The organism is Rhizobium sp. LjRoot258, assembly GCF_964254185.1.
Classification (GTDB): domain Bacteria; phylum Pseudomonadota; class Alphaproteobacteria; order Rhizobiales; family Rhizobiaceae; genus Rhizobium.
On record NZ_CAXUST020000003.1, the window covers coordinates 72,582 to 98,881 of the forward strand.

Consider the following 26,300-nt stretch of genomic DNA (forward strand, 5'->3'; position numbering starts at 1 on the left):
GAGGGCGGTGAAGCTCTAGATCAACTGCGCTTCTTGTTCGACGGACGGACCGCCCCTCCTTCGTTCTCCCACGTGGCGAGAGCATTCGGATCGGCGTTCCGCCTACGTCGTTTCGAAGCAGGATAGTTCTTGGACGGAATGGTGCCGGCTTGAATCCTACGGATGACAATGGCCTCGTCATGAGACGTATCGCCTTCGGCGGTTTCCATATCGGCGGTCGCATAGTTTGCGCGCTTGAGAACGCGTTGCAATGTCGAGAGCCCATTGTCCCGGCGCTGATTGTACACGGAAGACATCAGGTCCTCCTTTGATTGGGGCGAAGGTAATGCCCTCTGGCGGCAGCGCCCGGTTCATATGCTGCCGGTAATAAAGACCTTGCGCTCAGAATAAGTCACAGGAGAGGCGCAGTCGTTTTATTGCGTTGACTTTCACGCCGACAGGGAGCGCTGTGTGTGCAAGGTCTTGCGACCAAACGTCGAGCCTCGCCAAGCAAAGGCATTGCGGCCGACACGAAGGAGGCCAACGTGCCGTCGACTTACACAGTCCGATATCAGTGGGAGAAAATCGTTCGCTCCGTTCGTACCTACGACTACCAAGGTATAGCGATCAACTTGGCGGTCCTAATGGTGATGTTTGTTTTAGTCGCGATAGCGTCGCATCTGTTCCTGCGCGCTTAAGCTGCCCCCGTTTGCGGTAGTCCAACGCGAGATGAACTTCGGTGGAACAGTCGTCGCGGACCGGGGGGCCGGGGAGCGGATGGGACGGGTGGCGGCATGAACGAGACCGGGAATATGCGCGACAGGTCAGGCGCGGCGGTACGGCCCCCGATCGCCTGGGCGCTCGCGGCGATCGCCGGGCTCGCACTCGACTGGCTCTATCCGTTGCCGTTTCTGCCTGCGGCGGTGCCCACCGGCTGGCTCGGCGGCATCGTGTTCCTCGCCGGCCTGGCGCTGCTGATCTGGGCGGCAGCGACATTCCGCCGCGCGGGGACGCAAATCCAGACCACCCAGCCGACAACGACGATCGTCGAAGAGGGGCCCTACCGCTTCACGCGCAACCCGATCTATATCGGTATGTTCCTCGGCCTCATAGGCCTCGCCGTCGCCTTCGACAGCCTCTGGCTCATCGTCCTATTGGTGCCGTTTTATCACCTCATCCGCTACGGCGTGGTCGCCCGCGAGGAGGCCTATCTTGAGCGGAAGTTCGGCGACGTCTATCTCGCCTACAAGGCTCGCGTCGGACGATGGCTGTAGCGACGACGGGGCGAACCTGCTGGAACCCAAACGACGCGAACAGGTCGAGAGAAAGGTTTGATAAAAGAAAGAGCCCGGCGCAAGCGGAGCACCGAGCCCTTTGACTGGCGTTTTAGGGCGATGCCAGTCACCGCGCAACGTTGATTGGGCTGCGTTGCATAGGTAGAACCTTCGTGCGCGCGAATGGTTCCCTAGCGCTCGCTGGATTCGGACTAGCTTGGCTAGTCCACCCAATAGTTCGTCTTCGCTGGCGGCTCTCCCTCAGGATCAAGAGAGCATCATGCTCTGGAAACAGTTCCTCCTGGTCGATGACGCCGACAATTGCATGAATTCCACCTCGCGCTTTCAGGTCCTTTACCGCTCTCGAGCCCAATTGATCATTCTGTGATACGCAGGAATCCTTTTCGGGAAGTTGCTTCAACAGACCGCGAATCTCCGCTGCCTTAGCCTTTCGCGGATGAGCGTCCGCTTGCCCGCATAATCCCGCTACGCGCTCATCGAAAAGCTGTACCGGCAAACCTCCAGCCTACTCAGAATTTAAAGGATGCCATTACACCCATGTCGGCTGATCCTGCTGCCTCACGCAAAGCCGGTCTTCTCGCAATCCCACTCAGGCTGCGTCGGGACGGTGGAGTGTCTTCACCTCTAAGAAATCCTCAAGTCCAAATATCCCGCCTTCGCGCCCATTGCCCGATTGTTTATAGCCGCCGAAGGGACTCCCGTATCGATAGGGCGCACCATTAATATGGACCATTCCGGCCCGCAGCCTTGCCGCGACGCGCTCGGCGCGCGCGAGGTCGCTGGTCTGAACGTAGGCCGCGAGACCGTAGCTGGTATCATTGGCGATCGCGATCGCTTCGTCTTCCGTCTCGAACGGCATGATGGCCAGCACCGGCCCGAACACCTCCTCGCGGGCAATTCGCATCGAGTTGTCGACATCGACGAAGATCGTCGGCTTGACGAAATACCCCACCTCGAAACCGTCAGGCTTGCCGGCACCGCCCGTCAGGAGTCGAGCTCCTTCGGCGATACCCGCTTCGATCAGCGCCTGCACTCGCGCGAACTGTATATCGCTGACCAAGGGGCCGATATGGGTTCCTTCCTGCGTCGGCTGGCCAACGCTTGCCTCACGACCGACGCGCTCGGCGATTTCGAGCGTCCTCGCATAGACCGGCTTCTGCACCAGCAGACGGGTCGGCGCATCGCAGGATTGCCCAGAATTGTTGAAGCATTCAAGGACGCTGCCGGTGACGCGATCTTCAAGGTCGGCGTCGTCGAAGATGATGTTAGGAGACTTGCCCCCGAGCTCCAGCGTCACGCGCTTGACCGTATCGGCCGCATCCTTGCTAACGGCGATGCCAGCGCGCGTCGAACCGGTAAACGACACCATGTCAACGTCGGCGTGTTTCGATAGCGCCGCACCCGCGTTGAGACCGTCGCCGTTGACGAGGTTGAACGCGCCGGCGGGAAAACCTGCCTCGTGGATCATCTCCGCATAGAGCATCGCGTTGAGTGGCGTGAACTCGCTCGGTTTCAGCACGCATGTCGAGCCGGTAGCAAGGGCAGGCACCACTTTCAGAGCAATCTGGTTGATCGGCCAGTTCCAGGGCGTGATAAGGCCACAGACGCCAATCGGCTCGCGTAAAAGAATGTCGCCATTTTGCAATTCCTCGCGCATGGAAAGGCGCTTCAAGGCATCGATAAAGCCTTGAAGATGGCCAACACCCACATCCGCCTGCTGTTCGCGGCTCATGGTGATCGGCGCCCCGAGCTCGAGCGTGATCGTCTGGGCCATCTCCTCGTAGCGACGCTTGTAGATGTCGAGAAGCTTTTCCAGAAGCGCGAGGCGCTCTTCGACGCTCGAGCGGCCGTAGGTTGCAAATGCGGCCTTGGCGGCGGCCACGGCACGATCGACATCGACGACAGTGCCCATCGAGATGACCGCAACGGGCTTTTCGGTGGCGGGATTGAGAACCTCGAGATCATTTGCCGCAAGAGGAACAACCCATTCGCCGTTGATATAGAATTTACGCTTGTCGAGCATGTCCTGTCCTCCCGTCACATCTTATTTTGTTTGTTTTTCAGCCAATCGGTGATCAGCGCGCGGTATCGATCGCCGCTGAAGCTCGCAAAATGCCCGCCGTGCACGACGCGGGCCGGAATCGTCAAAAGGCGCTCCATCGAGGCGACATAATCTGTCGCGTTGGAATGATAGGTGTCCTCGATCAACGGCCCGTCATAGAGGATATCGCCGGAAAAAAGCGTCTCGGTCTTTGCTTCCCACAGGGCGATCCCGCCGGGAGAGTGGCCGGGGGTGTGGATGACGTCGAACGTTCGATCACCGAGATCGATCACGTCGCCATCCTCCAAAATGCGCGTCGCCGCGGCCTTCTTCACGCCGTAGCATTTCGAGCAATAGGGCTCCGGCGGCAGCGCATCGAAAATCTCGTCGGTGACATAAGGATCGGCAAGCGTATTTGCCCTGGTGGGGTTCGCAATCAGGTCGGCTTCTGCGCTATGAACCGCGCGGCACTCGAATTCGTGGTGGCAACCGATATGGTCGAAATGCGTGTGACTGGCGACGGCAATCACCTCGCGCTCCGTCACCAGCGGCACCCATTCGCGCAGCGAGACGACCCCCATGCCGCTATCGACGAGCATGTCTCGGTCACGGCCTCGCACATGCCAGATATTGCAGCGGTAGAACTCCTGAATAAACGGCTCCGAGATCGACGTAACTCCATCGTCCAGGCGCCGGGTCTGATACCACTTGTCCGGGCTGATGCGTTCCATTGGATCAATTTCTGGCGTGGTCCGGCAAGGCCACGATATCGGAAGGATTGACGGCGAGCGCAACGCGCGTGCCTTCGGCAAGCTCCGCCGATTGCGGCATGTGTGCGACCAACGAGAGATCCGGCGCGTCTGCTGCTTTCAGATGGCAGCGGTAGTGCGTTCCAAAGAAGGCGATGCCTGTTACGACGGCGTCGCCAAGAGCCGTCCCCAGTTCGGCCGCTTCGGTTGCACGACGAAAATGCTCCGGTCGTATGCACAACGTTACGGTCCGGCCTTCGACCGGTGCCCCGCCCGTGAAATTGCTTCGCGCGATGACGATGCTGCCGATTGGCGTCTCGAGTTTGGCGCCAGCAACGTCGACACTCTTGACCCTCGCAGGAACAAAGTTCGCCTCTCCCATGAAACCGGCCGAAAAGAGCGAGCGGGGGCGCATATAGATGTCGGACGGTGGTCCAAAACCCTCGATTTTGCCCTGGTTCATCACCACGATCCTGTCGGCGATCGCCATGGCCTCTTCCTGGTCATGGGTGACGTGGACGAAAGTCGTTCCGACGCGCTTCTGGATCGATTTCAACTCGTCCTGCATCTGCCGGCGAAGCTTGAGGTCGAGGGCGCCGAGCGGCTCATCAAGCAGCAATACGTCGGGGTCGACGGCCAGTGCCCGGGCCAGAGCAACACGCTGGCGCTGACCACCCGAAAGCTCATGTGGCTTCTTATCCGCAGACGCCTTGAGGCCGACAAGGTCGAGGAAGCCCTTGGCGCGCTCCTCGCGCTCGGCCTTGCCGACGCCGCGCATTCTGAGGCCAAAGCCGACATTGTCCTTGAGCTTCATATGCGGGAAGAGCGCGTAGTCCTGAAACATCGTCGTCGTCGGACGTCTTGCCGGGGGGACGTTGGTCATGTCCCTGCCGCCGATCGCGATCCGCCCCTTCGTCGGCGACAGGAAGCCTCCGAGGATGGACAGAAGCGTAGTCTTGCCGCAGCCGGACGGCCCGAGCAGGACGATGAATTCGCCCGCAGCGATGTCGAGGGAAACGTCATCGAGGGCCGTGAAGCTGCCGAAGGTTTTCGTCGCGTTCTCGATTGAAACCGCAGCGGTCATGATTTCTTTGTCCTTCCGAACAGGAACAGTTCCAGCACGATCAGCACGGTGACGGAAACGAGGAACACCAGTGAGCCGATGGCATTGGTCTTGGGGTTGAGGCCCGAACGAAGCAGGCTCCAGATTTCGACGGGTAGCGTCACGTCGAAGCGCGACAGCAGGAAGGCGATGATGAACTCATCCCAGCTGAAGGTCATCGACAGGAAGAAGGAGGCGAGCAGCGACGGCAGCAGCATCGGTGCCGTCACCAAGGCCATGACCTTGATATCACTCGCGCCGAGATCGCGCGCGGCGCGCTCGATGTTGATGTGATGATCCCCCATCGACGAATAGATGATCGCAAAGCAAAGCGGCAGATTGATCACCACGTGACCGATGCCGACGGTCCAGAGCGAAAGGCCGATGCCCAACACGTTGAGGACGGTCAAAAGCCCAAGCGCAATGATGAGGTAGCTGACTGTCATCGGCGCGATGAGCAATCCGCGTTGCCAGGCAGAGCCCGGCAGCTTGAAGCGCGCGAGCGCATAGGCGGCCAGAAATCCGAGAAGGCAAGCGACGAAAGACGATATCGTCGCCACCAGGAAGGAGTGCAGCAACGCAGACATCAGCTTGCGATCGGCGAAGACTGCTTCATACCACTGCAGGGAAAATCCGTTGAACGGCGGCACCGGCAGGCGCCCATCCTGGAAAGAAAACAGCACAAGCACGATCACCGGCAGGAAAATGAAGCCGAAGATCAGAGCCGAGTAGGCGCTTGAGACGATGCTGGTGATCGTGTTGCGTGTCATTACGTCCTCTCGATCTTTAACCAGCGCGCACAGGCGACATATGCCGCGGTAACGGCGAGCATCAGAATGATCGAAAGCGCGGCGGCCATCGGGAAATCGGCACGACGACCGAGCTGCAGCATGATGATTTGCGGCAGCACAAGCTCATTGTTGCCGCCAAGAATCTGCGGCGTGACGTAATCGCCGATGCAGAGCACGAAGGTCAGGAAAGCCCCGGTCATGATACCCGGCATGGTCAGCGGCAAGATGACGTGCCAGAACGTCTGAAATGCATTTGCCCCGAGATCGGCTGCCGCGCGGCGATAATTCGGCGAAAGCTGCACAAGATTGGCATAGATCGTCAGGGTGAGAAGCATCACGAAGAAATGGACGAAACCGATCACCGTCGCCGTGCGGTTGCTGGCAAGTTCCAGCGGCTCACTGATGACGCCCATGTTCATCAGTGTCTGATTGATGACGCCATTGCGCGACAGCACGAGCAGCCAGGAATAAGAGCGCACAACGTAGGATGTCCAGAACGGCAGGACCGCAAGGATCAGCGCCGTTCGCTGGAATTTCTGCGGCACCCGCTCGGCGATGATCCAGGCCAGAGGATAGGCAAGCAGGATCGAGAGAACCGTCACGATGGCGGTGATTTCCAGGGAGTTCGTCAGTCCCCGCAAAAGCGCGTCCTTCTCGAAGAAGGCGATGTAATTGCCAAAGTTCCAGACGCGGACGATCGAGCCTCCCTGCTGCGCCCAGAGGCTCATGGCCGCCATGAACAGAAACGGTGCCACGAAGAAGACGACCGTCCAGGCAAGTGCCGGAGCCACGAAACCCCAGGCCTTGCGGCGCTCTGTATCTTCAAGGGAAATAGCAGCCATGGGCAAGACTCCGACTTCCTCTCCCGTTAACGGGGAGAGGGGCAAGGTGATCGCATTCGCGAAAGGACGAAGCCGTCAGTTCTGCAGCATCTCGGTCCAGACGTCCTGCATCTTTGCGTCCAGTTCCGCGCTTGGGATCGGATAAAGCTGCGTGCGCTTCAGATAGTCGGCCTGCTCGTTCCAGCGCAAAGCGGACTTCTGTTCGGCACTCAGATGTTCGCCGGCTTTTGCGTTCGCCGGCATCGCCCAGTAGCAAGAGGAGGTCGCAAGCCGCGCCTGCCCTTCGGGGCTGACGATGTATTGCACGAACTTTAGGGCGAGATCCTTTTTCGTGGAGTCCTTCATGACGCCGATCGACTGCGCCCAGCGTACCGCGCCCTGCTCGGGAATGACCCAATCGAGATTGGGCTTGTCTTTCACCAGTCCGGCCGTCAGCCATTCGCCGCCACCAAAGACAACGTCGACCTCGCCTGTGGCAAGCGCCGTTTGCGACGAGACGACGTCGCTGACCTGCTTGGCGTTGGCCTTGAGTGCAAACAGCTTGTCCTTGATTGCCGGCAGGTCGGCATCCGTCAGGCTTGCCGTCGTCTTGCCAAGATCGATGCCGGTCAGCCCGATCATCGGCAGATAATAGTCGTAGACCGCAATGCGCCCTTTGTATTTCTCCGACCAGAGCTTGGACATGTCCTTCATGTCGGCCGGATCGACCTTCGTCTTGTCGTAGGAAACCGTGTTGTAGCCGAATTTCTCGGTGACCGCGTAGGTCTTGCCGTCGCGGGTATTGTTAGCCTCCATCCGGACTTCCGGGAAGATATCCGCATTCGGAAGCGCATCGGCCGGCATCTCCGCAAGGATGTCCTTGTCGACAGCGCGCTGCACGTCGACGCCATCGATAACAAGCACATCCCAATCTCCCGGACGTGACTGGTCGATGATGGAGAGACCGGCACCGGTGCCCTCGTATTCCTTCAGATTGACCTTGACGTTGTTGGCCTTCTCGAAAGGCTCGATCAGAGCGGGATCCGTGTGGTCGCACCAGACGAGCGCATTCAATTCCTCCTGCGCCAGGACTGGTGCCGGGGTGATCGCAGCCGTTGATACGGCGAGCGCCAGGGTGGCGGCGGAGGCCAGAAAACGACGCGCAAAAGCGCTTTCAGTAATATCGATCATGATGTTGCCCTCTGTCGGTGGCGCTCATTCCGGCGCCTTCACGAAAAAGATTGAATGAGTTCATTTTTTAAGTCAATATGATTTTTGAGGACATTCATTATTTGAGAGAGTCGACCATGACGGGACTGCGCGCAAAGCAGAAAGCCGATCGCAATCGCCGCATTCTGGAAGCGGCGACGAGCCTTTTTCGGGAGGTCGGATATGACAGCGCCCGCATCGAAGACATAGCCGAGCGTGCAGAGGTGTCGGTCGGCACCTTCTACAACTACTATGAAAACAAGGGAGACATCCTGGTCGCCACCGTTTCCATGGAGGTCGAGGAAGTCTTGGCCTCCGGCAAGAGCATCGTTGAAAATCCACCCGCCACAACGCTGGAAGCGCTTCAAGTCCTGATCGACCAGTATTTCGATCATTCGCTGGTCTATCTCAGCAAGGAGATGTGGCGCACGGCCATGGCGATCTCCATCCAGCAGCCCGAGAGCCCGTTCAGCCGCCGATATACCGAACTCGACGGGCGCCTGTGCGATCAGGTCTCTATGCTGGTGCAGAAACTGCAGCTTCGCGGCGCTGTCATGCCGGGGATCGACGCGGTTGCGGTGGGTCAGATGGCCTTCAACAACCTCAACATGATGTTCCTTGAGTTCGTCAAAGATGAAGCGATGACACTTGAGACACTCAAGGAACGCGTCGTGCGGCAGAACAGGCCGCTTGCTGTTTTGATCAGCAGCCCCAAAATTCAGTAGCAGGGAACGTCACGGATGGAACACCAGGAACACGCTGTGCTTGCGGCCGCAGATCGTCTTGTCGAGGCTTTCGGCAGCCACGACCGCGACCGCTACTTCTCGGCTTTTACGCCCCAGGCCACCTTCATATTTCATAATCTCGACCGTTGCCTTCGCACGCGCGCAGAGTATGAGTCCGAATGGACATTGTGGGAGACACGCGACGGATTTCGTGTCCGGGCCTGCCGTTCAAGCGACAGGGATGTTCGGATCGCTGGCTCCGTTGCCATATTCACCCACTCCGTCGAGACGGACCTTGCCTTCAACGGCGAGCCGTCGACGAGCACCGAGCGCGAAACGATCGTTTTCGAGAAGCAAGCAACGGGCGAGTGGCTGGCGATCCACGAGCATCTTTCGCCGCGGCCGTAAGAGCTGACGATCGAGGCCGTCCGCAAAATACTTGTCGCCCCGGCTTGCGCCCATCAGTCATATTGCCGTGCAATTTTATAGGAAGGACAGGACGATGGTTGAATTGAAGAAGCACCTTGAGGATCTGCGCAAGAAATTTGCCGATAGCGCCGAGTTCTTCGATCCCCGCTTCCGCCGTGTCGCCGAAAAGATCTTCAAGGGAGGCACGCGCGCTGCCCCCTATTCCGGCATTTCGACCTTCGCAGGTTTGCCTTATAGGGACGTCGATTTCGCCGCCCCCGACTTCGGCGACCTACAGGTCGCGGCTGTCGGCGTCCCCATGGATCTCGGCGTCACCAATCGGCCGGGCTCGCGATTTGGACCGAGGGCCGTGCGCAGCATTGAGCGCATCGGACCATATAATCATGTGCTCGACTGCGCTCCTGCCTACGATCTGCGTGTAGCCGATATCGGTGACATCCCATTCGCCAGTCGCTATCGGCTGGAGCAATGCCATGAGAATATCGAGGCAGCAATCCGCAAGATCGTCGAAGCAGGTGTCATTCCGCTCTCCGTCGGTGGCGACCATTCCATAACCCATCCGATCCTCAAGGTGGTCGGCGCCAAGGAGCCCGTCGGCCTCATCCATATCGACGCCCATTGCGACACGGGTGGCCCGTTCGACCAGACGAAATTCCATCACGGCGGTCCCATGCGCAACGCGGTTCTGGATGGCGTTCTCGATCCGACCCGCACCATCCAGATCGGCATCAGGGGACCTGCTGAATATCTCTGGGAGTTCTCCTATGAATCCGGGATGACGGTGATCCATGCGGAGGAAATCAACGGCATGGGCATCCCCGCGATTATTGAGAAAGCCCGGCAAATCGTCGGCGATGGCCCCACCTATCTGTCGTTCGATGTCGACAGTCTCGACCCGGCCTTTGCGCCAGGCACTGGAACGCCCGAGATCGGCGGCCTGACCAGCCGTGAAGCGCTGGAGCTGCTGCGGGGCCTGAAAGGTCTCAATTTCGTCGGTGGCGATGTCGTGGAGGTGGCCCCGCAATATGACAGCACCACCAACACCGCACAGGCCGGTGCACAGGTGCTGTTCGAGATCCTCAGCCTCTTGGTCTTCAGCCCGGCGGTGAGGGGTCTCGAGTAGGTGCCATTGGATCATGGGTTACGATGTCAGTGTAAAGGTCTCAAAGCCCTCACGCTCGCTGCGAGCGATTCACAGCTGTGAATTACACTTAAGCTAACCATTTCCAGATGTTTCCGATCGAGCGGCAGCCTATTGAAGGTGTCGTCAATTTCTGCACTGTGGGCTGGATCTAGCTCCCCGTGAATTCTTAGGGTTCGGAAAGCCGATTCCGGCAGCCCCGATCGATCTCGAATCTCATCGATCTTGCGTTCCGCAGGAGGGAAGGCCTCAAGAACCGCGATGTATCCAAGAAGCATCAAGGGGTGATGGTGCTGAATCCAATAATACTGGCTACCGACAAGCCGAGCGACACCAGCAGGGGGAATGACGGAGAGGACTAACTCTGGATGACATCCTGCGCTCGCCAAGTCTTCAAGTCCCCATACGTCATGATCCACTTCCTCGGAAATATGATGCCGATAGTATCGGGCGAGTGGAGCAGCCAACTTGTCCGATCCCTCCAGCTCGTCGCATCTTTCTGCCGCGCGCTGCATTAAAGGGACGGATGCTCGCATGATTTGATGGAGCAAGACCAGAAACGCCGTGGTCATTTCCCGTTCGGGTTTCATTCGCCAAAGGTCTGTGAATGCTGCATCAAGCCCTGGAAGGCAGAGTTCAATTCTACCCCTCACTAGGTCACTATTAGCTCTGCTTTCAAGCTTATCCATAGCAACTCCGATCAGCGAGCCGTCGCATCGACACGAAGGAAACTAGACGTACTTCCCTCTGTTCTCAAGATTCAAGAGACAATAATTTCGTTGCGTCTATAATGGGCGAGATACGGGCAAAATAAACTGGACAAAATGCGATCTTGCAACTTAGTATTATTAATGCTCGGCGCCTAGTGATTGGCGCTCGTTGGCAATTCTAGCAGGGACAGAACAGTTTAGGTCGGCACCCGAGGAGGGCAACATGCCAGACTTCCAGGCAAACTTTGACCAGCTGAAAAAATCCAATGTCATTCCGGATGTGGAGGAAGCTTTTCTTCCACAAGCGGTACACGACGCTATTGCAAACCTTACCGACGATGAAATCGCAGTTCTTACAAATATCAGCAAAAGAACTGGATCCCACATTTACCTCAACAAGGACCACTCAGTTGTTTGTGGATTCTGAGGCTGGGTCGTGGCGCCCCTCAGCCGCCTAGAACAGTGGCCACTGTACGACTGCGATCATTGCGGGGACGACGCCCAGCAGGAGGCAAGAGAGAGGCTGTTCCGCATATCGATATTGGAACAAGTTCCTATAACTCGCGTCGCGGACCTCACAGCGCTCGATGTCTTGCAAGTTCCTGTTTTTACGTCGGTGACGCCGATGGCAAAAGACCTGACAACCCATCTGGGCAAAGGGATGGACAAGGAAGCCGCTCGTGTCGGCGCGGTCATGGAAGCCATAGAGAGGATCTCTGCACAGGAGCTTGACGGCAAGCTGCACCAATTCACCTATTCTGAGCTCACGTCCTGCGGTGCTAACGTGGCCGATCCGTTGTGGTTCGATCTTCCGCGGGCGTCCAGCTATCGACAAGATCGCAAGTTTGAGTGGGTCGAAGGGTGGGAACTGGTCAGCAGCCGTCCGATCTGGATACTAGCCGACCTGGCGAGATCTCCTGCAACGGAACAAATTCTGGATCAGGTTGATACCAATGGGCTTGCAGCAGGGTTCACCCACAGCCAAGCCTTGCGAAGCGGAATCCTGGAGGTCGTTGAGCGCGATGCTGTTAGCCAGCATCATTTCTTCCATCGCTTTGGACAGGCAGGGGACAGAGGCCCCGTTGGACGCAGGATTGACATGACTTCGCTTCCGCCAGGTCCCGGAGCGCTCGCAGACCGGGCCAGGAACGCGGGCCTTGAACTTATCTTGGAAGATCTGACGACCGATCTTCAGATCCCGGTAATCTCGAGCACGTTGATAGATCGCGCCTTTCCGGGGGTTTCCGGGCCGATGCCGCTGGTTGCTGAGGGCTGGGGTGCTGATCTGCGGGCAGCCGCAGCTGCAACACATGCGATTCTCGAATCCTTCCAGTCACGGCTTGGCGTCATTCATGGAGCCCGCGATTCCTACAACCAGATGTCGTCCTTTCCTGGTGGGCAGCGAGGGGGCTCCAACCAAATGTCGACACAACACGATTTCTCAACGATTCCCGAGATGGATTTGCCAGACCTGAAGGCAGAGATCGAATTCGTCTTGGAACGGCTGAACGCCGTCGGACTCCAACAGGCCATAATTATTGATCTAGCCCGAAAGTCATTCGGTGTGCCCGTTGTGAGAGTGAGGGTACCTGGACTGTCACTCTTTGCAATAGATAGCCGGCGGGTTGGATGGCGAAGCGCAAGGCATGTGTTGTGAAAACGTGTGCGATGCCCCCCGTTGTTTTCCTCGGCCCGAGCGCACCCGCCTCGGACATTCTAGCAATTTTGCCGGACGCAACCGTACGGCCTCCAGCGCAGCGTGGCGACCTTTACGCCCACCGCATTTTGAAGCATCAGATATTTCTGATCCTCGACGGGGCATTCGGCAGCGTCCTTGCCATTTCGCCACGAGAGGTTATCGATGTAGTAGCAGACGGAGCCGTCGTCGTGGGTGCCTCGAGCATGGGCGCTTTGCGAGCGGCCGATTGCTCGCCGGCGGGAGCGCATGGCGTTGGCGTCATATTTCGGCTTTTCCGGAACCGTCGAATTTCAAACGAAGACGAAGTGGCGGTCCTGTTCTGTGAGGAACGGCCATTCCCCCCACTCACAGAACCATTGATCAATGTGCGAATTGCGCTGCGGCGGGCAAATAGGAAGGGCCTCATTGCCACGTCCGAAGCTGAGAAAATCATCGCAGCAGCTCAATCGCTGCATTTTACGCGACGCAGTTGGTCACGCATATTCAAGGAGGCAGGGGCCCACCTCTCCCACGAAATACTGAACTTTCTTCGGGAGGTAGATGTAAAGCGCGCCGATGCAGTCCAGGCCGCAAGGCATGTCGCGAGAATCTGCAAATCAGCCGATCCCCGGCCACAATCCAGTGCATCTCATCTGTTTGGGCTCCTAGGCGATGGGAGAGGTCGGCATAGTGTCGATCTGCCAGGCGATACAAGCCGGCAGCAAATAGAAACGGAGTTCATCGAATGGCTATGGTTATCGGGTCGAGCAAGAAAGTTGGTCGGCGGCGCGATCGACTGGCCACATGAAGGATTGACGGCGCCGCCACTCTCGGCGGTTTGGAACCTCATTGAGGCTTCCGGCAAGCTAGAGGCGGAGCTGATGAGGTTCGATGTGTTCAAGAGAGCTGTTTCCGAGGCCCAGCGTTGCCAACTTAGACCCGGCCGCAGTGACTTCTGGGAGGCTGAGGAGCAGTTGGCAGGCGCCCATGGCTTTGGCTCGTGGAGGGAGCTTCTCGTTGGTGAAGGAGCCGGCCCATTTCGCTCAAGACGCCTAACAAGACATCGCACTCAAGTCGCTTTTGTCAGATGCCTACGAAGGAGATTTTTGTTCCCATCAGACCAAGTAGATCGATCGCAGGAGGGTTTAAGATGGCATTCCGGCTAGAAGAAGCGACCCAGTCGTCAAGCGACAGCGTCTGCATGCTGTTTACGGATATCGAAGGCTCAACCAACCTCGTGGATAGTTACCCCGACGTCTATGACCACATGCTCCTTCGACATAATGAGCTGTTGCGAAACGCCATCCAGTCCTACGGTGGTGAAGAGATCAACGTTGTAGGAGATTCGGTCTTCGCGCTGTTTCCGGCGTCTACTCCAGCAGTTCAGGCAGCGATCGACGCCCAATTTGCCTTAACACAAGAGGAGTGGATTCAAGGTTGCAAGCCATTGGTCCGGATGGGGCTGCACGCCGGATCAGTGAGGAGGCGTGATACAGCGGTGACCGGAATTGAGGTGCACCGTGCGGCGCGAATCGCGTCTGTGGCGCACGGTGGTCAGATCGTCATTTCAAATGTGGTTCGCGACGAAATAGCGCCACGGATGGGCGGGACTGACGTCGAAATACGCGATCTCGGATTTCATCGCCTGAAGGACCTTCGATATCCCGAAGCCCTTTTTGATCTTGTGATACCGGGCCTGCGAAAAGATTTTGCTCCGATCTCATCGATCGGCGTCAATCGAACAAATCTTCCATTGGATGTGACACTCCTTTTCGGTCGGGAGCCACAATTGGCCGGGCTTCGTAGAATTATCGAGAAAAAGGAAAGTCGGTTTGTCACGTTGACCGGAGCTGGTGGCGTAGGAAAGACGAGCTTGGCGATCCACGCGGGTAGATCCGCGCTGACCTCCTTCTCACGGGGAGTGTTTTTCGTGCAGCTGAACGCGATCGACGTTCCAGAACTGATCGGTTCGGAAATCTGCAAGGCCGTTGGGATACATGAGGTACCTGGGATCTCGGCAATAGATGCCGTGTGCAACGCCCTCGGCGACTCTGAAGTGCTCCTTATCCTCGATACCTTCGAGCATCTTATTGAGGGCGCGCCGGTCATCAACACCATCCTCACAAGGTGCCCAGCCGTCACAGTCATTGTTACCAGTCGCGAGCCTCTTAAGCTTCGCTCTGAAACTGAGTTTTTTGTTCCTCCTCTCGCCACCCCCGGCGAAGTGACAAATATCGATGAGATCCGCCAGAATCCGTCTGTGCAACTCTTCGGAAATTTCATCCACCGCGACCGTCCTGATTTTGAACTGGAGGATGACACGGCGGACCTAATCTCAAGGATATGTCGGAGGCTCGACGGACTGCCTCTCGCGCTTGAACTGGCGGCCTCTCATGTTGGTCTCCTCAGCCTGGCGGAGTTGGAGAATCGCCTTAAAACGAGATCGCAGGATCTACAACACAAGGCGCGGGATGTAGACCCCAGGCACCGCAGCCTTCGTCTGGTAATCGGATGGAGTGATCACCTCCTGACAGAAGGTCAGCGTCGTGTTTTCTATGCATCGGCTGTCTTCAACGGCGGTTTTGATCTCCAAGCCATAGAATCCCTCTTTGGTGGCGACAACGATGTTGTTGACCAGGTTGAAGCGCTTCTGGACAAAAGCTTGCTGTTTAAGACGACGGCGTTGGGTCGTCCGCGGCTTAACATGATGGATACGGTACGTGAATTCGCGCTCGAAAAACTAAAAGGGTCGGGCGAGTACGATGAAATGCGTGGCCGTCACGCCGACCATTTTACCTCGCTTGCTCGATCCGCCGCGCCAAATGTCATGAGATTTAATCAGCGCGACTTCGTCGAGCATCTGATGCAGGAGTTTGGCAACATCCGAGTGGCCCTAGACTGGGGAATGAAGCAATCCAGTGCGCAAGCCTCTGCCGAGCTCATTCAGGCACTTACATGGTTCTGGATCTCAAGAGGCCAGTTTGCGGAAGCACTCACGTGGTCGGAAAGGGCTCTGGCCCATGCACGTACCGTCGCGGAAGGGGATGCTTCGGCGCAGATCCTCAACTCCGCCGCGTTGATCCGATATATGGCCGGCGACCCGGCGGCCTCCCTCCGATATGGCGCCGACAGTTATCGCATTTATTCCGAATTGGGGGATGTAGCCGGAACAGCACGCGCAGGGATAATTGCCGGTATCGCAAAGGCCACGGCAGGCGACGACCCCGAGGCTGGAGGAATGCTCATCGAAGAGTCCCTCGCGCTCTCGAGAGCGGTCGGTGACGACTACGGAACGGCACTTTCCCTCATTGCGATTGGGGAGGGTACACGTATGGAGGGCGACGAGACTGGTGCTGAAGCCTACTATCGTGAAGCCCTCACGCTCCTTGAAAAACTTGGCGACACTTACTGGCCGGGCCATCTGTTGCAAAACCTGGCGCACTTTAGATTGCATAGAGGCGATTGGAAGGAAGCTGCACAATTCGCGGGCGAAGCTTTGGCAATTGGCGAGCGATATGATTATCCAATGGTGAAAAACCTCGCGACTGCAGCGGTAAGCGGGGTGCTTGCAGCCAAGGAGGACTGGGTCGGAGCTGCGGCGCTCGTTGGAGCAGTCGAAGCGCGTCTCGCTCGCCTGGGTGTCCGGTTTGAGCCTACCGACGATGCAGATCTCGGAAAAATCCGGTCAGCGATCCGCGAGGCTCTGGGGGATGAACGATACGCGCTCGAGATCGAAAAAGCGGGTTCGCGTCGGTGGGAGGAGGTCCTTGCAACATGCCGTGCTGTAGTCAGTTCAGCAACGGCGTAGAGGCTGCACAGCGAAGGCTCGATCTTGATTGGAACCTGGCCAAGCCTCGTCTTCACCTTTTCCATTTCGAACTCATCCGAGTTCTTGCACTGTTTACACGCCATGTCGCTGCAGATCCCATGACGGCCATCCTTGCGTCACCCAGCGCATCTCACCTCACGGGGAAGTTCGGAGCGCCGATCAAGATGAAACGCTGCAGACCTCCGGCTGATCGGAAGCACCTGCATCGTCCGCTCTCGTTTTCGAAGCGACAGGTGAGCATTCTCCGCTCGGTTGTTGAGGTCTTTGTGGGACCGGTGCTCGACTATTGGCATGATGTCGCGCTTGGGCACGACGACCCTGGCCTTTGCATCATCCTGCCGGCCCCCGCCGATTATAGGCACGTCGCAGGTGATCGCGGTCGCAGCCGAGGGCGCGAAGCAGGCTTCTTTTGAGGGGAGGTTCACGGCAGGCATCCTTTCAACGAAGAAATCTCATTGCGATTTAAATCTATGCATTGCATAGGTTTCCAGTCACTTTTCCGGAGCTCGTCCGATGCCCATTGCCAGCCTCGCCATGTACGTCAGCCCGCCACCAATCATGGAGGCGACGCGGCTGTTCTGGGAGGCGTTGGGCAAGCGCATCCGCGCCTACGGGCTCGACGCGCCGGAGGCGCTCGACGACGAAGTCCGCTACGACGAGGCGTGGCTTCGCCCTGACCTGCTGTTCGGCCAGACCTGCGGATACCCCTATGTCCAGCATCTTCGGGGCAAGGTGCAGTTGGTGGGGTCGCCCGTCTATGGACTGCCGGGCTGCGATGGGCCGCTCAAATGCAGCTTCATAATCGTCAAAGCAAAGTCGCCCGCACAGTCGATTGCGGACATGAGGGGCACACGCGCTGCGATCAATGAGCCCGGCAGCAATTCCGGCTACAACCTCTTTCGCGCTTTCGTGGCGCCTCATGCCATCGATGGCCGGTTCTTCTCCTCGGTGCTGGAGACCGGCGGTCATCGGGCAAGCATCGATGCTGTCTCGAGCGGGGAGGCGGATGTCGCGGCGATCGACTGCGTAACCTTCGGCAACACCTTGCGCTTCGATCCCGACCGTGTCGCGGGCGTGCGTATCCTCGCGCAAACAGCGAAGGGGCCGGGCCTGCCCTTCATCACCGCGGCCGCGACGTCCGCAAAGGACCTGGGGATCCTGCGCCGCGCTTTGGCGGAGACCATCGCCGATCCCGCGCTTGCGGAGATCTGTGGCACGCTTTCGCTGCGCGGCATCAGTCTGCTCGGCGATGCCGACTACGAAGTGCTGACGCAGCTTGATCGGGGTGCCGTGCGTCATGGCTATCCCGCTATCGCCTGAGGAAGGACAACAGGTTCGGCTGCGAGCGGGAAGTGGCATGCGACGCTGCGTCCGTCCGCCCCGGCCTGAAGGACAGGCGTTTCGCCGGCGCATCTCGGCTGGGCAAGCGGACAGCGCTTGTGGAAGCGGCATCCGGAAGGCGGGTAGCTGGGGCTCGGCAGCTCACCGGAAAGCACGATGCGCTCGCGGCGTCGATCGGGATCGAGCGTCAGGTTGGCCGAGAGAAGCGCGCGCGTATAAGGATGTGCCGGATCGCGAAACAATGTCGCCGTTGGCCCGCTTTCGACGATCTGGCCGAGATACATCACCGCAACGCGATCGGTTACGCGGCCGACGACATTGAGATTGTGGGAGATGAGCAGATAGCTCAGTCCCAGGCGATCTCGAAGCGCCCTCAGGAGATTGAGGAGCTCACCCTGGATGGAGATATCGAGGCCAGCGGTCGGTTCGTCCGCAACGATGATGGAGGGTTCGGCCGCAAGCGCCCGCACGAGCGCCACGCGCCGCGCCTGGCCGCCGCTCAGCTGATGCGGATACCGCGAAAGAAGCTGTTCGCCGAGGCCGATGCTTTGCGCGAGCGCTGTGATCCGCGTCCAGCTCTCAGGTGTATGCATTTTGCGGATTTTCAGCGGCTCGGCCAGAAGCGCGTGCACCGTCATGCGCGGCGAAAGCGAAGCGGTCGGGTCCTGAAACAGCAGTTGGATCCGACGCTGTAGATCGCCGCGGCGCTGGGTTGGCACACCCTGCAGCGTTTCACCCTCGATGGTCAGTGTACCGGCCGCAAGCGGCTGGAGCCCAACGATCGTCCGGGCGATGGAGGATTTCCCGCAACCGCTTTCGCCGACGAGACCCAGGGTTTCGCCGCGTCGCAGTTCCAGCGAGACGCCGTCGACAGCCGTCAGCCGGTCGTAACGGACGACTGCATCCTTCAGCGATAGAACGGGCGTGCTCATCAGGCAGTCTCCGGCCAGCAGGAAAAGGCATGTCCGTCGCCTGCCTGCCGGCGCGGCGGCTTTTCGCTGCAGCGGTCGTGGCGGGACGGGCAGCGGCCGGAGAAGATGCAGCCTTTGGGACGGTGGGCGGGATCGGGGACATTGCCGGGGATCGTCGCCAGATCCTGTGAGGGGTCGAAAGCCGCGTAAGGGTCGATCTCACAGGCAAGCAGCGCGCGGGTATAAGGGTGGCGCGGACGATACAGCACGTCACGCACGGGGCCGCTTTCCACCACCGTTCCCGCATACATTACGATGACGCTGTCGCAGAGTTCGGCAATCAGTCCCATGCTGTGGCTGACGACCAGCATCGAAGCGGCCGTCCGTTGCCTGAGCCGATGCAGTACCTCGACCACCTGCGCCTCGATCGTCGCATCGAGCGCCGTGGTCGGCTCATCGGCAATCAGCAGCTTCGGCTCGACCAGAAGCGCCATGGCAATGACCACGCGCTGACGCATGCCGCCGGAAAACTCGTGCGGATAGCGGCGCATGCGCGTAGCTGCATCCTGTACGCCCACATCGGCAAGCACCGCTTCGGCTCGCGCCCAAAGCTTGCGTCGGCTTTCTTTTGGAAACCGCCGCCGCTGAATATCGACGAGCTGGGCGCCGATGGTGAACATCGGATTGAGCGCCGTCATCGGGTCCTGGAAGATCATCGCGATATCGGTGCCGCGCAACGCCGTCGTTTCCTTGATGGCGAGGTTCGTCTCGTGCCCGTCGAAAGCCGAGCGGCTTGCCGAAACCTCCGCATTGTCGGCTAGCAGGCCGAGCATGGCGAAGGCCACTGTGGACTTACCGCTGCCGCTCTCTCCGACGAGGCCGACTGATTGCCCGCGGCCAATGGTAATATCCACACCGTCGAGGATATGGGCGCTGCGCCCGGCATTGCGGTAGGACACGTTCAGGTTTTCGATGGTGACGAGGGCTTCGGTCACAGCGTTTTCCTCAGCTTCGGGTCGAGCGTGTCGCGCAGGGCTTCGCCCAGAAGCGCGAAGCCGAGCGTGGCGAGGATCAGCGCCAGGCCGGAAAAGGTGGCGAGCCAGATCGACTGGTCAAGATAGGTATAGCCGTCGTTGAGGAGGTTGCCCCAGCTTGCAAGCGGCGGGCGCACGCCAAGGCCGAGGAAGCTCAGGCCCGCCTCGATGGTGACGACGACGGGAATATCCATGCAGGCCAGCACGAAGATGGGGCCGATGATGTTGGGCGTGACATGGTGCAGGATCACCCGCCAGGTCTCGGCCCCGAGGACCCTTTCGGCTTCGATGAAGGGGCTATTGCGGATGGCGATCGTCTGGGCGCGGGCGACGCGGCCGAAATGAGGAATGAAGACGATGCTGACAAGCAGCACGACATTGCCGAGGCCTGGGCCAAAAACCGCGACCAGCGCCAGCGCCAGGATGATACTCGGAAAAGAGGTGACGATATCGAAGATGCCGACGACGAAGAGGTCGATAGTCCGTGGCGCGAGCGCCGCGCCCACACCAAGAGCGACGCCGGTCGTCAGCGAGATGGCGATGACCGAGAGCGAAATGCCGAGTGCCACCCGTGCGCCATAGATCAGGCGGCTCAGGATATCGCGGCCGAGATGGTCGGTTCCGAGCAGATGTTGCAGCGACGGATCCATAAGCCGGTTGCCCGGCGCGATGGCGTTCGGTCCATACGGTGCAATCAACGGCGCGGCGATCGCGACCAGACAGAGAAGCGTCACCGCCAAGAGAGCGAAAGTGCCGCCGGGGCGGCGAGAGAGATCGAGAAGCCCGGCCATTTTATTGCCCCCGCCCGGAGGCAAGGCGAGCGCGCTCGCGCGGATCGATCAGGCTCTGGGAAAGATCGGCGATGAGATTGATCAGTACATAGAGCAGCACGATAACGAAGACGCTACCCTGGACGACCGGATAATTGCGCGTGCGGATGGCGTCATAGATCAGTGAACCAAGACCGGGACGATTGAAGATCACCTCGGCAAAGACAGCGCCGCCCAGAAGCTCGCCAAAGCCCATGCCGAGGACCGCGACGGTCGGCAGGATCGCCGGCTTCAGCGCATATTTCACCAGGATCTTCGTCTCGCTGACACCATAGGCGCGCAGTGTGCGGATGTAGTTTTCGCCGAGCACCTCGAGCAACGAAGAGCGCAGGAGCCGGGCGATATAGCCGATCCAGCCGGCCGCGAGCGCTGCGGTCGGAAGCACCAGATGCCACAGCTGGTCGCCGAGATCGCCGCTTTCGCCAGCGCCGAGCACCGGAAACCAGCGCAGGGTCACGGAAAATACCATCAGCAGGAAAACCGAGACGACGAAACTCGGCGTCGAGATGAAGCCGACGCTCAAGAAAGCGATCAGCCGGTCCGCCTTGCCGCCCGGTAAGCGGGCAGAGAGCAGGGCAAGCGGCACACCGAAGGCGATGGCGCAGAGGATGGCGGATATCGCAAGAGCCGCCGTGTTCGGCAGTGCGGCCGCAACGAGGGTAAGCACCGGCCGACCGTTGAAGACATCCTCGCCGAGATCGCCGGAAAAGAGCCTGCCGACGAAGGCAAACACCTGCTCGATCAGCGGCTTGTCGAGGCCGATGCGGGCATTGAGTGCGGCGACGGCTTCCGGTGTGGCGCGCGAGCCAAGGATGACGGTCGCGGGATCTCCGGGGATGAGGCGCGTCAACCCCATAAGAAGCACGACAGAGCCGGCAACGGCGAGAAGCGCCGTCGCCAGTTTGAAAGCGAGATGGATCTGGAGAGATGCGCCTTTCATCGCAGCGCATCCCTGTTTGTCATTGCGAAAGCCGTCACCGGATCAGGCCGTCGCTTCCGTGAAGGCTGTGTAGAGCCAGTTGTTGCCGTTCGGCAGGACACCGGGCTTCAGCCATTTGCGCGAGGCAAACGCATTGAGATTGTGAGTAATCCAGATGAAGGCAGCGGATTCGTCGAGCAGCTTCTGTGCCTTTATGTAAATCTTCTCGCGCTCGGCCGGATCAACGGTCACGCCACCCTTTTCGTGCAGGGCGTCGAAATCGGCATTCTTCCAGCGCTGCCAGTTCCACTGGCCAACCTGCGCAGAGGTAAACCACTGCGTCTGGAAGCCGGGGTCGAACTTGCCATTGTACTTGATCAGCGACAGTTCGAGATCTTTGCTGGCGTCGTTTTTGCCAAGTGCCCAATAGGCGGCGGATTCCAGCGCCTCGATCTCGACCTCGATGCCGACTTCGGCAAGGTTGGCCTGGATGATCTGGGCGATCGCCTCGTATCGCGCATTCGCCTCGATGGTCAGCTTCGTCTTGAAGCCGCTGGAATGGCCAGCCTCAGCGAGTAGGGCCCGCGCCTTTTCCACGTCACGACCATAGACCGGCGCGTCCTTCCAGTAGCCGAGGAGGCTCGGAGCAAGCAATGAATTGGCGCGCGGATAGATCCCTGAATAAGCGCCCTGCAGGATTGCGTCGATATCGACGGCATAGCGGATTGCCTGGCGAACGCGGATATCGTCGAAGGGAGCCTTCTCGACGTTCGGACCGAACCAGACATAGTCGATGGCTGGAATTTCCGTCACGCTTGCATCCGGCAGGCCGGCGAGTGTCTTGCCGCTTTCCGGGTCGATCGCGGTAAAGTCGATCTCGCCGGACTGGAAGGCGATTTCCGCAGTCTTCTGTTCGCCGATTGGTTTGCCGACGATCTGTTGGAAGTGCGGCTTGATCGGGCCCTTGTAGTCAGGATTGATTTCGAGAACGAAATGCTCGCGCGGGACCCATTCTTTCAAGACATAGGGTCCGCTGCCGATCAGCTTCGTGGAGATGTCCTTGCCGAGGGCTTCGAAAGCCTTCCTTGAGATGATGCGACCCGATCCATCGGCGAGCGCGATCGTATAGAGCGCCGGCGCCGGGTTCTTCAGGATGATGCGGCCTTCGAGCGGGCCGGTCACCTCGACGCGATCAAGGGCAGTCCAATCCTTGGCGTAGGTAACGGGCTTGCCTTCGGCGTCCGGCTTAATGAATCGCTCGAAGGAAAACTTCACGTCTTCTGCGGTCAGATCGCCGTAGCCCCCGGTAAACGCAAGGCCGCTGCGGAGCTTGAAGCGGATTTCCGTGTCGCTCACCTGCTCCAGCTCTTCGGCCGCGTCGAGCTCCCATTCCGTCGAGCCCGGCTTAAAGGAAATCAGGCCCTGCTGCACCGACCAGAGGACGTTAAGGTCGATGGGGCCAGAACGATTGGCCGGATCAAGATTGGAAAGGTCCTTCTCGACGCGCACGACGATCTTGGTGCGATCGGCATTGGCAAAGGCGGGATGGACGCCGCCGAGAGCGACGATGGTTGCGATCGAAGCGCCGCTGACCAGCACCTGTCGACGAGTGGGGTTGAATGTCATCGAATGTCCCTCCGGTATTGAGCGCTCGCCACAAGGCGGAATGGGCGCTCGTCAATTTGATAAAGGGAATTAAAGCGAATAATCTATAAATTACATAGAATAAATATTTTCCGATACAGCCGTTTTACGCAACCAGTTTTCCCTTTTTCGCGCCTCCGCTGCAAAGCCATGCGGTGCAGCATTGAGCGCACGGATTTTATATTGGTGCTTGAAATTTATCGCTTTTCGCCTCCTCGGAATTAACACCATGTCCAGCCACCTATTGCCCGACACCCTCCCTTCGCAATCCACCCTTTTTGCCATCGCCCGCATCGAGTGGCAGACCGTTGCCTTGGCGATCGTCATTTATGGCGGTTTCTTCGCCGCCACCTGGTTCTGGCAATCGCTGCCTGCCGTCGTCGTCATCGCCACTGGCAGCTGGCTGATCGCCTGGCACGGGTCGTTGCAGCATGAGGTGATTCACGGACACCCAACCCGCAATCAGCGTATCAACGATGCGATCGGCTGGCCGCCATTGTCCCTCTGGCTGCCCTATACGATCTATCGTGAGGGGCACCTGACCCATCATCGTGACGAGCACCTGACCGATCCGATCGAGGACCCGGAATCGTCCTATTTCACGCAAGCGGCCTGGGAGAAGATGGGGGGCGTCGGCCGCCGCCTGGCGGCCTGGAACACCACCTTGCTCGGACGACTGACGCTCGGCCCGCTTGTCATGATCGTCAGCTTCCTGGTGCAGGAAGCCGCGCTCGTCCTGAACGACGACCGGCAGCGGGCTGCGCTCTGGGCGCGGCACGCGATCGGCGTTGCCGCCGTTCTAGTCTGGGTGATCGGGATTTGCGAAGTGCCGCTCTGGCTCTATCTCTTCGGTTTTGTCTATGGTGGTGCGGCGCTCAGCAGGCTGCGTTCGTATGCCGAACATCGCTATGCCAACCATCACGACGAGCGCACAGCGATCGTCGAAAACACGCCATTGTTTGGGCTGCTGTTTCTTTACAACAATCTGCACGTGCTGCATCACAAGCGGCCCGAAGTTCCGTGGTATCGGATACCACTGCTCTACCGGCGGCACAGGAACGCGCTCATCGATACCAATGGCGGCCTGGTCTATGACGGCTATCTCGACATTGCCCGCCGCTTCTTGTTGAAACCGCACGACGACCCGCGCCATCCGCAGCATAGATAGGTTCGGCCTGCCTTCAACCGATCGAAACGCGTCGCCACTTTTCGATTGGCTTAGTTCGTGGTAAGTTTGATCCCGCCCTTCGATGATGACCATCTGCTAAGCCATTGATAATCCTGGGAGGAAAGATCATGCGCGATGAGGATGTGACAAAATTCGCTGGAACAATCCGCGGCAGTCTCATTCAACGTGGCGATCCTGAATATGAAGAGGCTCGCAAGCTTTACAATGGCATGATCGATAAGCACCCATTGATGATTGCTCGCTGCGCTGATGTTGCTGATGTGATTTCTGCGGTGAATTTTGGCCGCGACAACGGGCTGCTCGTCGCCATCCGCGGTGGCGGCCACAACGGCCCCGGCCTTGGCAGCTGCGATGATGGGTTGGTCATCGATCTATCGACAATGAAGGGTGTGCGCGTTGACCCGTCAACCCGGACTGTGCGTGTTGGCCCCGGCTGTACGTCAGGTGATGTTGACCACGCCACCCATGCCTTTGGGCTCGCTGTCCCCTTCGGCATCGTTTCCACAACCGGGGTCGCGGGGCTGACGCTTGGCGGCGGTTCGGGCTATCTGACGCGAAAGTATGGCCTCACCATCGACAACCTGCTTGAAGCCGACGTGGTGTTGGCCGATGGCAGCTTCGTGACAGCGAGTAAGGAGGAGAACCCGGATCTGTTCTGGGCCCTTCGAGGCGGCGGCGGCAATTTCGGGGTGGTGACGAGTTTTCTGTTCCAGGCCCATCCGGTGAAGATGGTATTTGCCGGGCCGATTTTCTGGGACGCCGCGCTCCATGGCAAGGAAATCATGAGTGCGTATCGCGACTTCCTGCCGAAGTCGCCCGAAGAGCTCGGTGTTTTTGTCGGGCTGAAGACGGTGCCGTCGATGGACCCGTTCCCGCGCGAGGCGTGGGGCAAGCGGGCCTGCGCCATAATCTCCAGCTTTAACGGGACCGAAGAGGATGGCAGACGCGCGCTGGCGCCGCTCCTTGACAAGCTTCCGGCGCCCTTCTTCAATTGGATGGGGGTGATGCCGTTCCCGGCTATACAGGGGTTATTCGACCCGTTTTTCCCGAAGGGCCTACAATGGTATTGGAAGGGCGATTTCGTGAAGGACCTGCCGGACGCGGCAATCGATACCTACATCTCGGAGTCGGCAAAGGCGCCGAGTGAACTATCGCTGATGCATCTTTACCCAATCGATGGTGCCGTTCGCCGTGTCAGTAGGGACGAGACGGCTTGGGGGGCGAGGGACGCTACCTGGTCAATGGTGATCGCGGGGATCGATTCCAATCCGCAGCAGGCAGGGGCCCTGACGCGCTGGGGCCGGGCCTACTGGGAGGCGGTCCACAAATTCAATCCCGGCGGCGCCTATGTCAATTTCATGATGGACGACGAGGGCGAAGCGCGCGTTAAGGCGAGTTATGGCGACAACTATCCGAGGCTAGCTGCGATCAAGAAGAAATACGATCCTGCCAATCTCTTCCGAGTTAACCAAAATATTCGACCAGCCGCCTAAACCAAGACAGGCGCTCAGTCGGTCAACGTAGGCTGTATCGGAAATCGCGGGCTTTAGGGATCCGGCTCGGCATAGTGTCGGGCTCGGGATAAGTCCCCGATCTCCATATTGACATACCGAAGGTGAGGAGCCGGAATCTTCCGTAGGTCCCTCTGACATAGAGAGTTAGCCCGCCCGAATACACAGACTGGGCTAAAACCATTCGGTCATTCGATCAGATGACGGAGACGTTTTCGGCCTTCGACTTCCCGGTCTTGCGATCCTGGCCCACTTCGTAGCTGACCTTGTCACCTTCGCGGAGCGAGGCGCCACGCTGCAAAGCAGAGAGATGAACGAAGACATCCGGTCCGCCATTGTCTGGCGTAATGAACCCGAATCCCTTGTCATTGTTGAAGAATTTAACTGTACCTTCCGGCATGAAAGTTCCTTTTCATTGTCTT

At 58.9% G+C, this 26,300-nt stretch carries 26 protein-coding genes and 1 pseudogene; 12 read left to right on the forward strand and 15 right to left on the reverse strand.

The features are described 5' to 3' along the window. Nucleotides 1-20 precede the first annotated feature (20 nt). Complete coding sequence (locus tag ACSQ9D_RS28785) at nt 21-296, reverse strand: hypothetical protein (protein ID WP_051970683.1); 276 nt, start codon at nt 294-296, stop codon at nt 21-23. 477 nt (nt 297-773) lie between these two features. On the opposite strand from ACSQ9D_RS28785, the gene ACSQ9D_RS28790 reads away from it, so the two are divergent. Further along, nucleotides 774-1,253 carry a methyltransferase family protein gene (locus tag ACSQ9D_RS28790; RefSeq protein WP_436285260.1) on the forward strand — a complete coding sequence of 160 codons (480 nt, stop codon included), beginning with the start codon at nt 774-776 and terminating at the stop codon, nt 1,251-1,253. A 610-nt stretch (nt 1,254-1,863) separates the two neighbouring features. Here the strand turns inward: ACSQ9D_RS28790 and ACSQ9D_RS28795 are convergent. From ACSQ9D_RS28795 to ACSQ9D_RS28820, 6 genes are all read right to left on the reverse strand, one after another. Further along, complete coding sequence (locus tag ACSQ9D_RS28795; protein ID WP_436285261.1) at nt 1,864-3,297, reverse strand: aldehyde dehydrogenase family protein; 1,434 nt, start codon at nt 3,295-3,297, stop codon at nt 1,864-1,866. A 14-nt stretch (nt 3,298-3,311) separates the two neighbouring features. After that, nucleotides 3,312-4,046 (reverse strand): MBL fold metallo-hydrolase, encoded by a 735-nt coding sequence (locus tag ACSQ9D_RS28800; protein ID WP_436285262.1) that lies wholly within the window; start codon nt 4,044-4,046, stop codon nt 3,312-3,314. A gap of 4 nt (nt 4,047-4,050) precedes the next feature. Continuing rightward, complete coding sequence (locus ACSQ9D_RS28805; protein ID WP_436285263.1) at nt 4,051-5,148, reverse strand: ABC transporter ATP-binding protein; 1,098 nt, start codon at nt 5,146-5,148, stop codon at nt 4,051-4,053. Next, nucleotides 5,145-5,936, reverse strand: a complete 792-nt coding sequence (locus ACSQ9D_RS28810; RefSeq protein ID WP_436285264.1) for an ABC transporter permease — start codon at nt 5,934-5,936, stop codon at nt 5,145-5,147. The genes ACSQ9D_RS28805 and ACSQ9D_RS28810 overlap by 4 nt, the downstream gene beginning before the upstream one ends. Beyond that, nucleotides 5,936-6,799, reverse strand: coding sequence for an ABC transporter permease (locus ACSQ9D_RS28815; RefSeq protein WP_436285265.1), 864 nt, complete (start codon nt 6,797-6,799; stop codon nt 5,936-5,938). The genes ACSQ9D_RS28810 and ACSQ9D_RS28815 overlap by 1 nt, the downstream gene beginning before the upstream one ends. Before the next feature lie 75 nt (nt 6,800-6,874). Beyond that, nucleotides 6,875-7,969, reverse strand: a complete 1,095-nt coding sequence (locus ACSQ9D_RS28820; protein WP_436285266.1) for a polyamine ABC transporter substrate-binding protein — start codon at nt 7,967-7,969, stop codon at nt 6,875-6,877. Nucleotides 7,970-8,085: 116 nt separating this feature from the next. Between ACSQ9D_RS28820 and ACSQ9D_RS28825 the strand changes: the two genes are divergently transcribed. The 3 genes from ACSQ9D_RS28825 (at nt 8,086) to speB (ending at nt 10,264) form a co-directional block, all read left to right on the forward strand. Next, nucleotides 8,086-8,712 carry a TetR/AcrR family transcriptional regulator gene (locus ACSQ9D_RS28825; RefSeq protein WP_436285267.1) on the forward strand — a complete coding sequence of 209 codons (627 nt, stop codon included), beginning with the start codon at nt 8,086-8,088 and terminating at the stop codon, nt 8,710-8,712. 15 nt (nt 8,713-8,727) lie between these two features. Next, nucleotides 8,728-9,120, forward strand: coding sequence for a YybH family protein (locus ACSQ9D_RS28830; protein WP_436285268.1), 393 nt, complete (start codon nt 8,728-8,730; stop codon nt 9,118-9,120). Nucleotides 9,121-9,214: 94 nt separating this feature from the next. Continuing rightward, complete coding sequence (gene speB / locus ACSQ9D_RS28835) at nt 9,215-10,264, forward strand: agmatinase (protein ID WP_436285269.1); 1,050 nt, start codon at nt 9,215-9,217, stop codon at nt 10,262-10,264. Nucleotides 10,265-10,290: 26 nt separating this feature from the next. On the opposite strand, the gene ACSQ9D_RS28840 is transcribed toward speB, so the two are convergent. Beyond that, entirely contained in the window at nt 10,291-10,971 is a 681-nt protein-coding gene (locus ACSQ9D_RS28840; protein WP_436285270.1) for an iron-containing redox enzyme family protein, read from the reverse strand. Nucleotides 10,972-11,215: 244 nt separating this feature from the next. Here ACSQ9D_RS28840 and ACSQ9D_RS28845 point away from each other — a divergent pair, with 244 nt between their 5' ends. The 4 genes from ACSQ9D_RS28845 to ACSQ9D_RS28860 are packed head-to-tail and all read left to right on the forward strand — an operon-like array spanning nt 11,216 to nt 16,478. Beyond that, nucleotides 11,216-11,419, forward strand: a complete 204-nt coding sequence (locus ACSQ9D_RS28845; RefSeq protein ID WP_436285271.1) for a hypothetical protein — start codon at nt 11,216-11,218, stop codon at nt 11,417-11,419. Nucleotides 11,420-11,428: 9 nt separating this feature from the next. Then, nucleotides 11,429-12,649 carry a YcaO-like family protein gene (locus tag ACSQ9D_RS28850; protein WP_436285272.1) on the forward strand — a complete coding sequence of 407 codons (1,221 nt, stop codon included), beginning with the start codon at nt 11,429-11,431 and terminating at the stop codon, nt 12,647-12,649. A gap of 11 nt (nt 12,650-12,660) precedes the next feature. Continuing rightward, entirely contained in the window at nt 12,661-13,836 is a 1,176-nt protein-coding gene (locus ACSQ9D_RS28855; RefSeq protein ID WP_436285936.1) for a TfuA-like protein, read from the forward strand. After that, nucleotides 13,821-16,478, forward strand: coding sequence for an ATP-binding protein (locus ACSQ9D_RS28860; protein WP_436285273.1), 2,658 nt, complete (start codon nt 13,821-13,823; stop codon nt 16,476-16,478). The genes ACSQ9D_RS28855 and ACSQ9D_RS28860 overlap by 16 nt, the downstream gene beginning before the upstream one ends. 178 nt (nt 16,479-16,656) lie before the next feature. Here ACSQ9D_RS28860 and ACSQ9D_RS28865 read toward each other — a convergent pair. After that, a pseudogene (locus ACSQ9D_RS28865) lies at nt 16,657-16,804 on the reverse strand (IS6 family transposase); the annotation flags it as partial. On the opposite strand from ACSQ9D_RS28865, the gene ACSQ9D_RS28870 reads away from it, so the two are divergent. Together ACSQ9D_RS28870 and ACSQ9D_RS28875 are read left to right on the forward strand one after the other, a co-directional pair. After that, on the forward strand, nt 16,733-16,912 hold the full coding sequence (locus ACSQ9D_RS28870) for a hypothetical protein (RefSeq protein ID WP_436285977.1): 180 nt from the start codon (nt 16,733-16,735) through the stop codon (nt 16,910-16,912). The pseudogene ACSQ9D_RS28865 and the gene ACSQ9D_RS28870 sit on opposite strands and share 72 nt — an antisense overlap. A 100-nt stretch (nt 16,913-17,012) precedes the next feature. After that, nucleotides 17,013-17,819, forward strand: coding sequence for a phosphate/phosphite/phosphonate ABC transporter substrate-binding protein (locus ACSQ9D_RS28875; RefSeq protein WP_436285274.1), 807 nt, complete (start codon nt 17,013-17,015; stop codon nt 17,817-17,819). On the opposite strand, the gene ACSQ9D_RS28880 is transcribed toward ACSQ9D_RS28875, so the two are convergent. From ACSQ9D_RS28880 to ACSQ9D_RS28900, 5 genes are read right to left on the reverse strand one after another with little or no spacing between them, the layout of a single operon-like run. Next, nucleotides 17,801-18,772, reverse strand: coding sequence for an oligopeptide/dipeptide ABC transporter ATP-binding protein (locus tag ACSQ9D_RS28880; protein ID WP_436285275.1), 972 nt, complete (start codon nt 18,770-18,772; stop codon nt 17,801-17,803). The two genes, ACSQ9D_RS28875 and ACSQ9D_RS28880, sit on opposite strands and share 19 nt — an antisense overlap. Then, on the reverse strand, nt 18,772-19,746 hold the full coding sequence (locus ACSQ9D_RS28885; RefSeq protein ID WP_436285276.1) for an ABC transporter ATP-binding protein: 975 nt from the start codon (nt 19,744-19,746) through the stop codon (nt 18,772-18,774). Before ACSQ9D_RS28885 ends, ACSQ9D_RS28880 begins: the two co-directional genes overlap by 1 nt. Continuing rightward, on the reverse strand, nt 19,743-20,576 hold the full coding sequence (locus ACSQ9D_RS28890) for an ABC transporter permease (protein ID WP_436285277.1): 834 nt from the start codon (nt 20,574-20,576) through the stop codon (nt 19,743-19,745). The genes ACSQ9D_RS28885 and ACSQ9D_RS28890 overlap by 4 nt, the downstream gene beginning before the upstream one ends. A 1-nt stretch (nt 20,577) precedes the next feature. Further along, a complete protein-coding gene (locus ACSQ9D_RS28895; protein ID WP_436285278.1) occupies nt 20,578-21,555 on the reverse strand; it encodes an ABC transporter permease in 978 nt (325 codons plus the stop codon). A 42-nt stretch (nt 21,556-21,597) separates the two neighbouring features. Continuing rightward, a complete protein-coding gene (locus ACSQ9D_RS28900) occupies nt 21,598-23,160 on the reverse strand; it encodes an ABC transporter substrate-binding protein (protein ID WP_436285279.1) in 1,563 nt (520 codons plus the stop codon). Nucleotides 23,161-23,407: 247 nt separating this feature from the next. Here ACSQ9D_RS28900 and ACSQ9D_RS28905 point away from each other — a divergent pair, with 247 nt between their 5' ends. Both ACSQ9D_RS28905 and ACSQ9D_RS28910 read left to right on the forward strand, forming a co-directional pair. Further along, nucleotides 23,408-24,346, forward strand: coding sequence for a fatty acid desaturase (locus ACSQ9D_RS28905; protein WP_436285280.1), 939 nt, complete (start codon nt 23,408-23,410; stop codon nt 24,344-24,346). 128 nt (nt 24,347-24,474) lie between these two features. Beyond that, nucleotides 24,475-25,860 (forward strand): FAD-binding oxidoreductase, encoded by a 1,386-nt coding sequence (locus ACSQ9D_RS28910; protein ID WP_436285281.1) that lies wholly within the window; start codon nt 24,475-24,477, stop codon nt 25,858-25,860. A gap of 214 nt (nt 25,861-26,074) precedes the next feature. On the opposite strand, the gene ACSQ9D_RS28915 is transcribed toward ACSQ9D_RS28910, so the two are convergent. Beyond that, nucleotides 26,075-26,278 (reverse strand): cold-shock protein, encoded by a 204-nt coding sequence (locus ACSQ9D_RS28915; protein ID WP_024315024.1) that lies wholly within the window; start codon nt 26,276-26,278, stop codon nt 26,075-26,077. Nucleotides 26,279-26,300 lie beyond the last annotated feature (22 nt).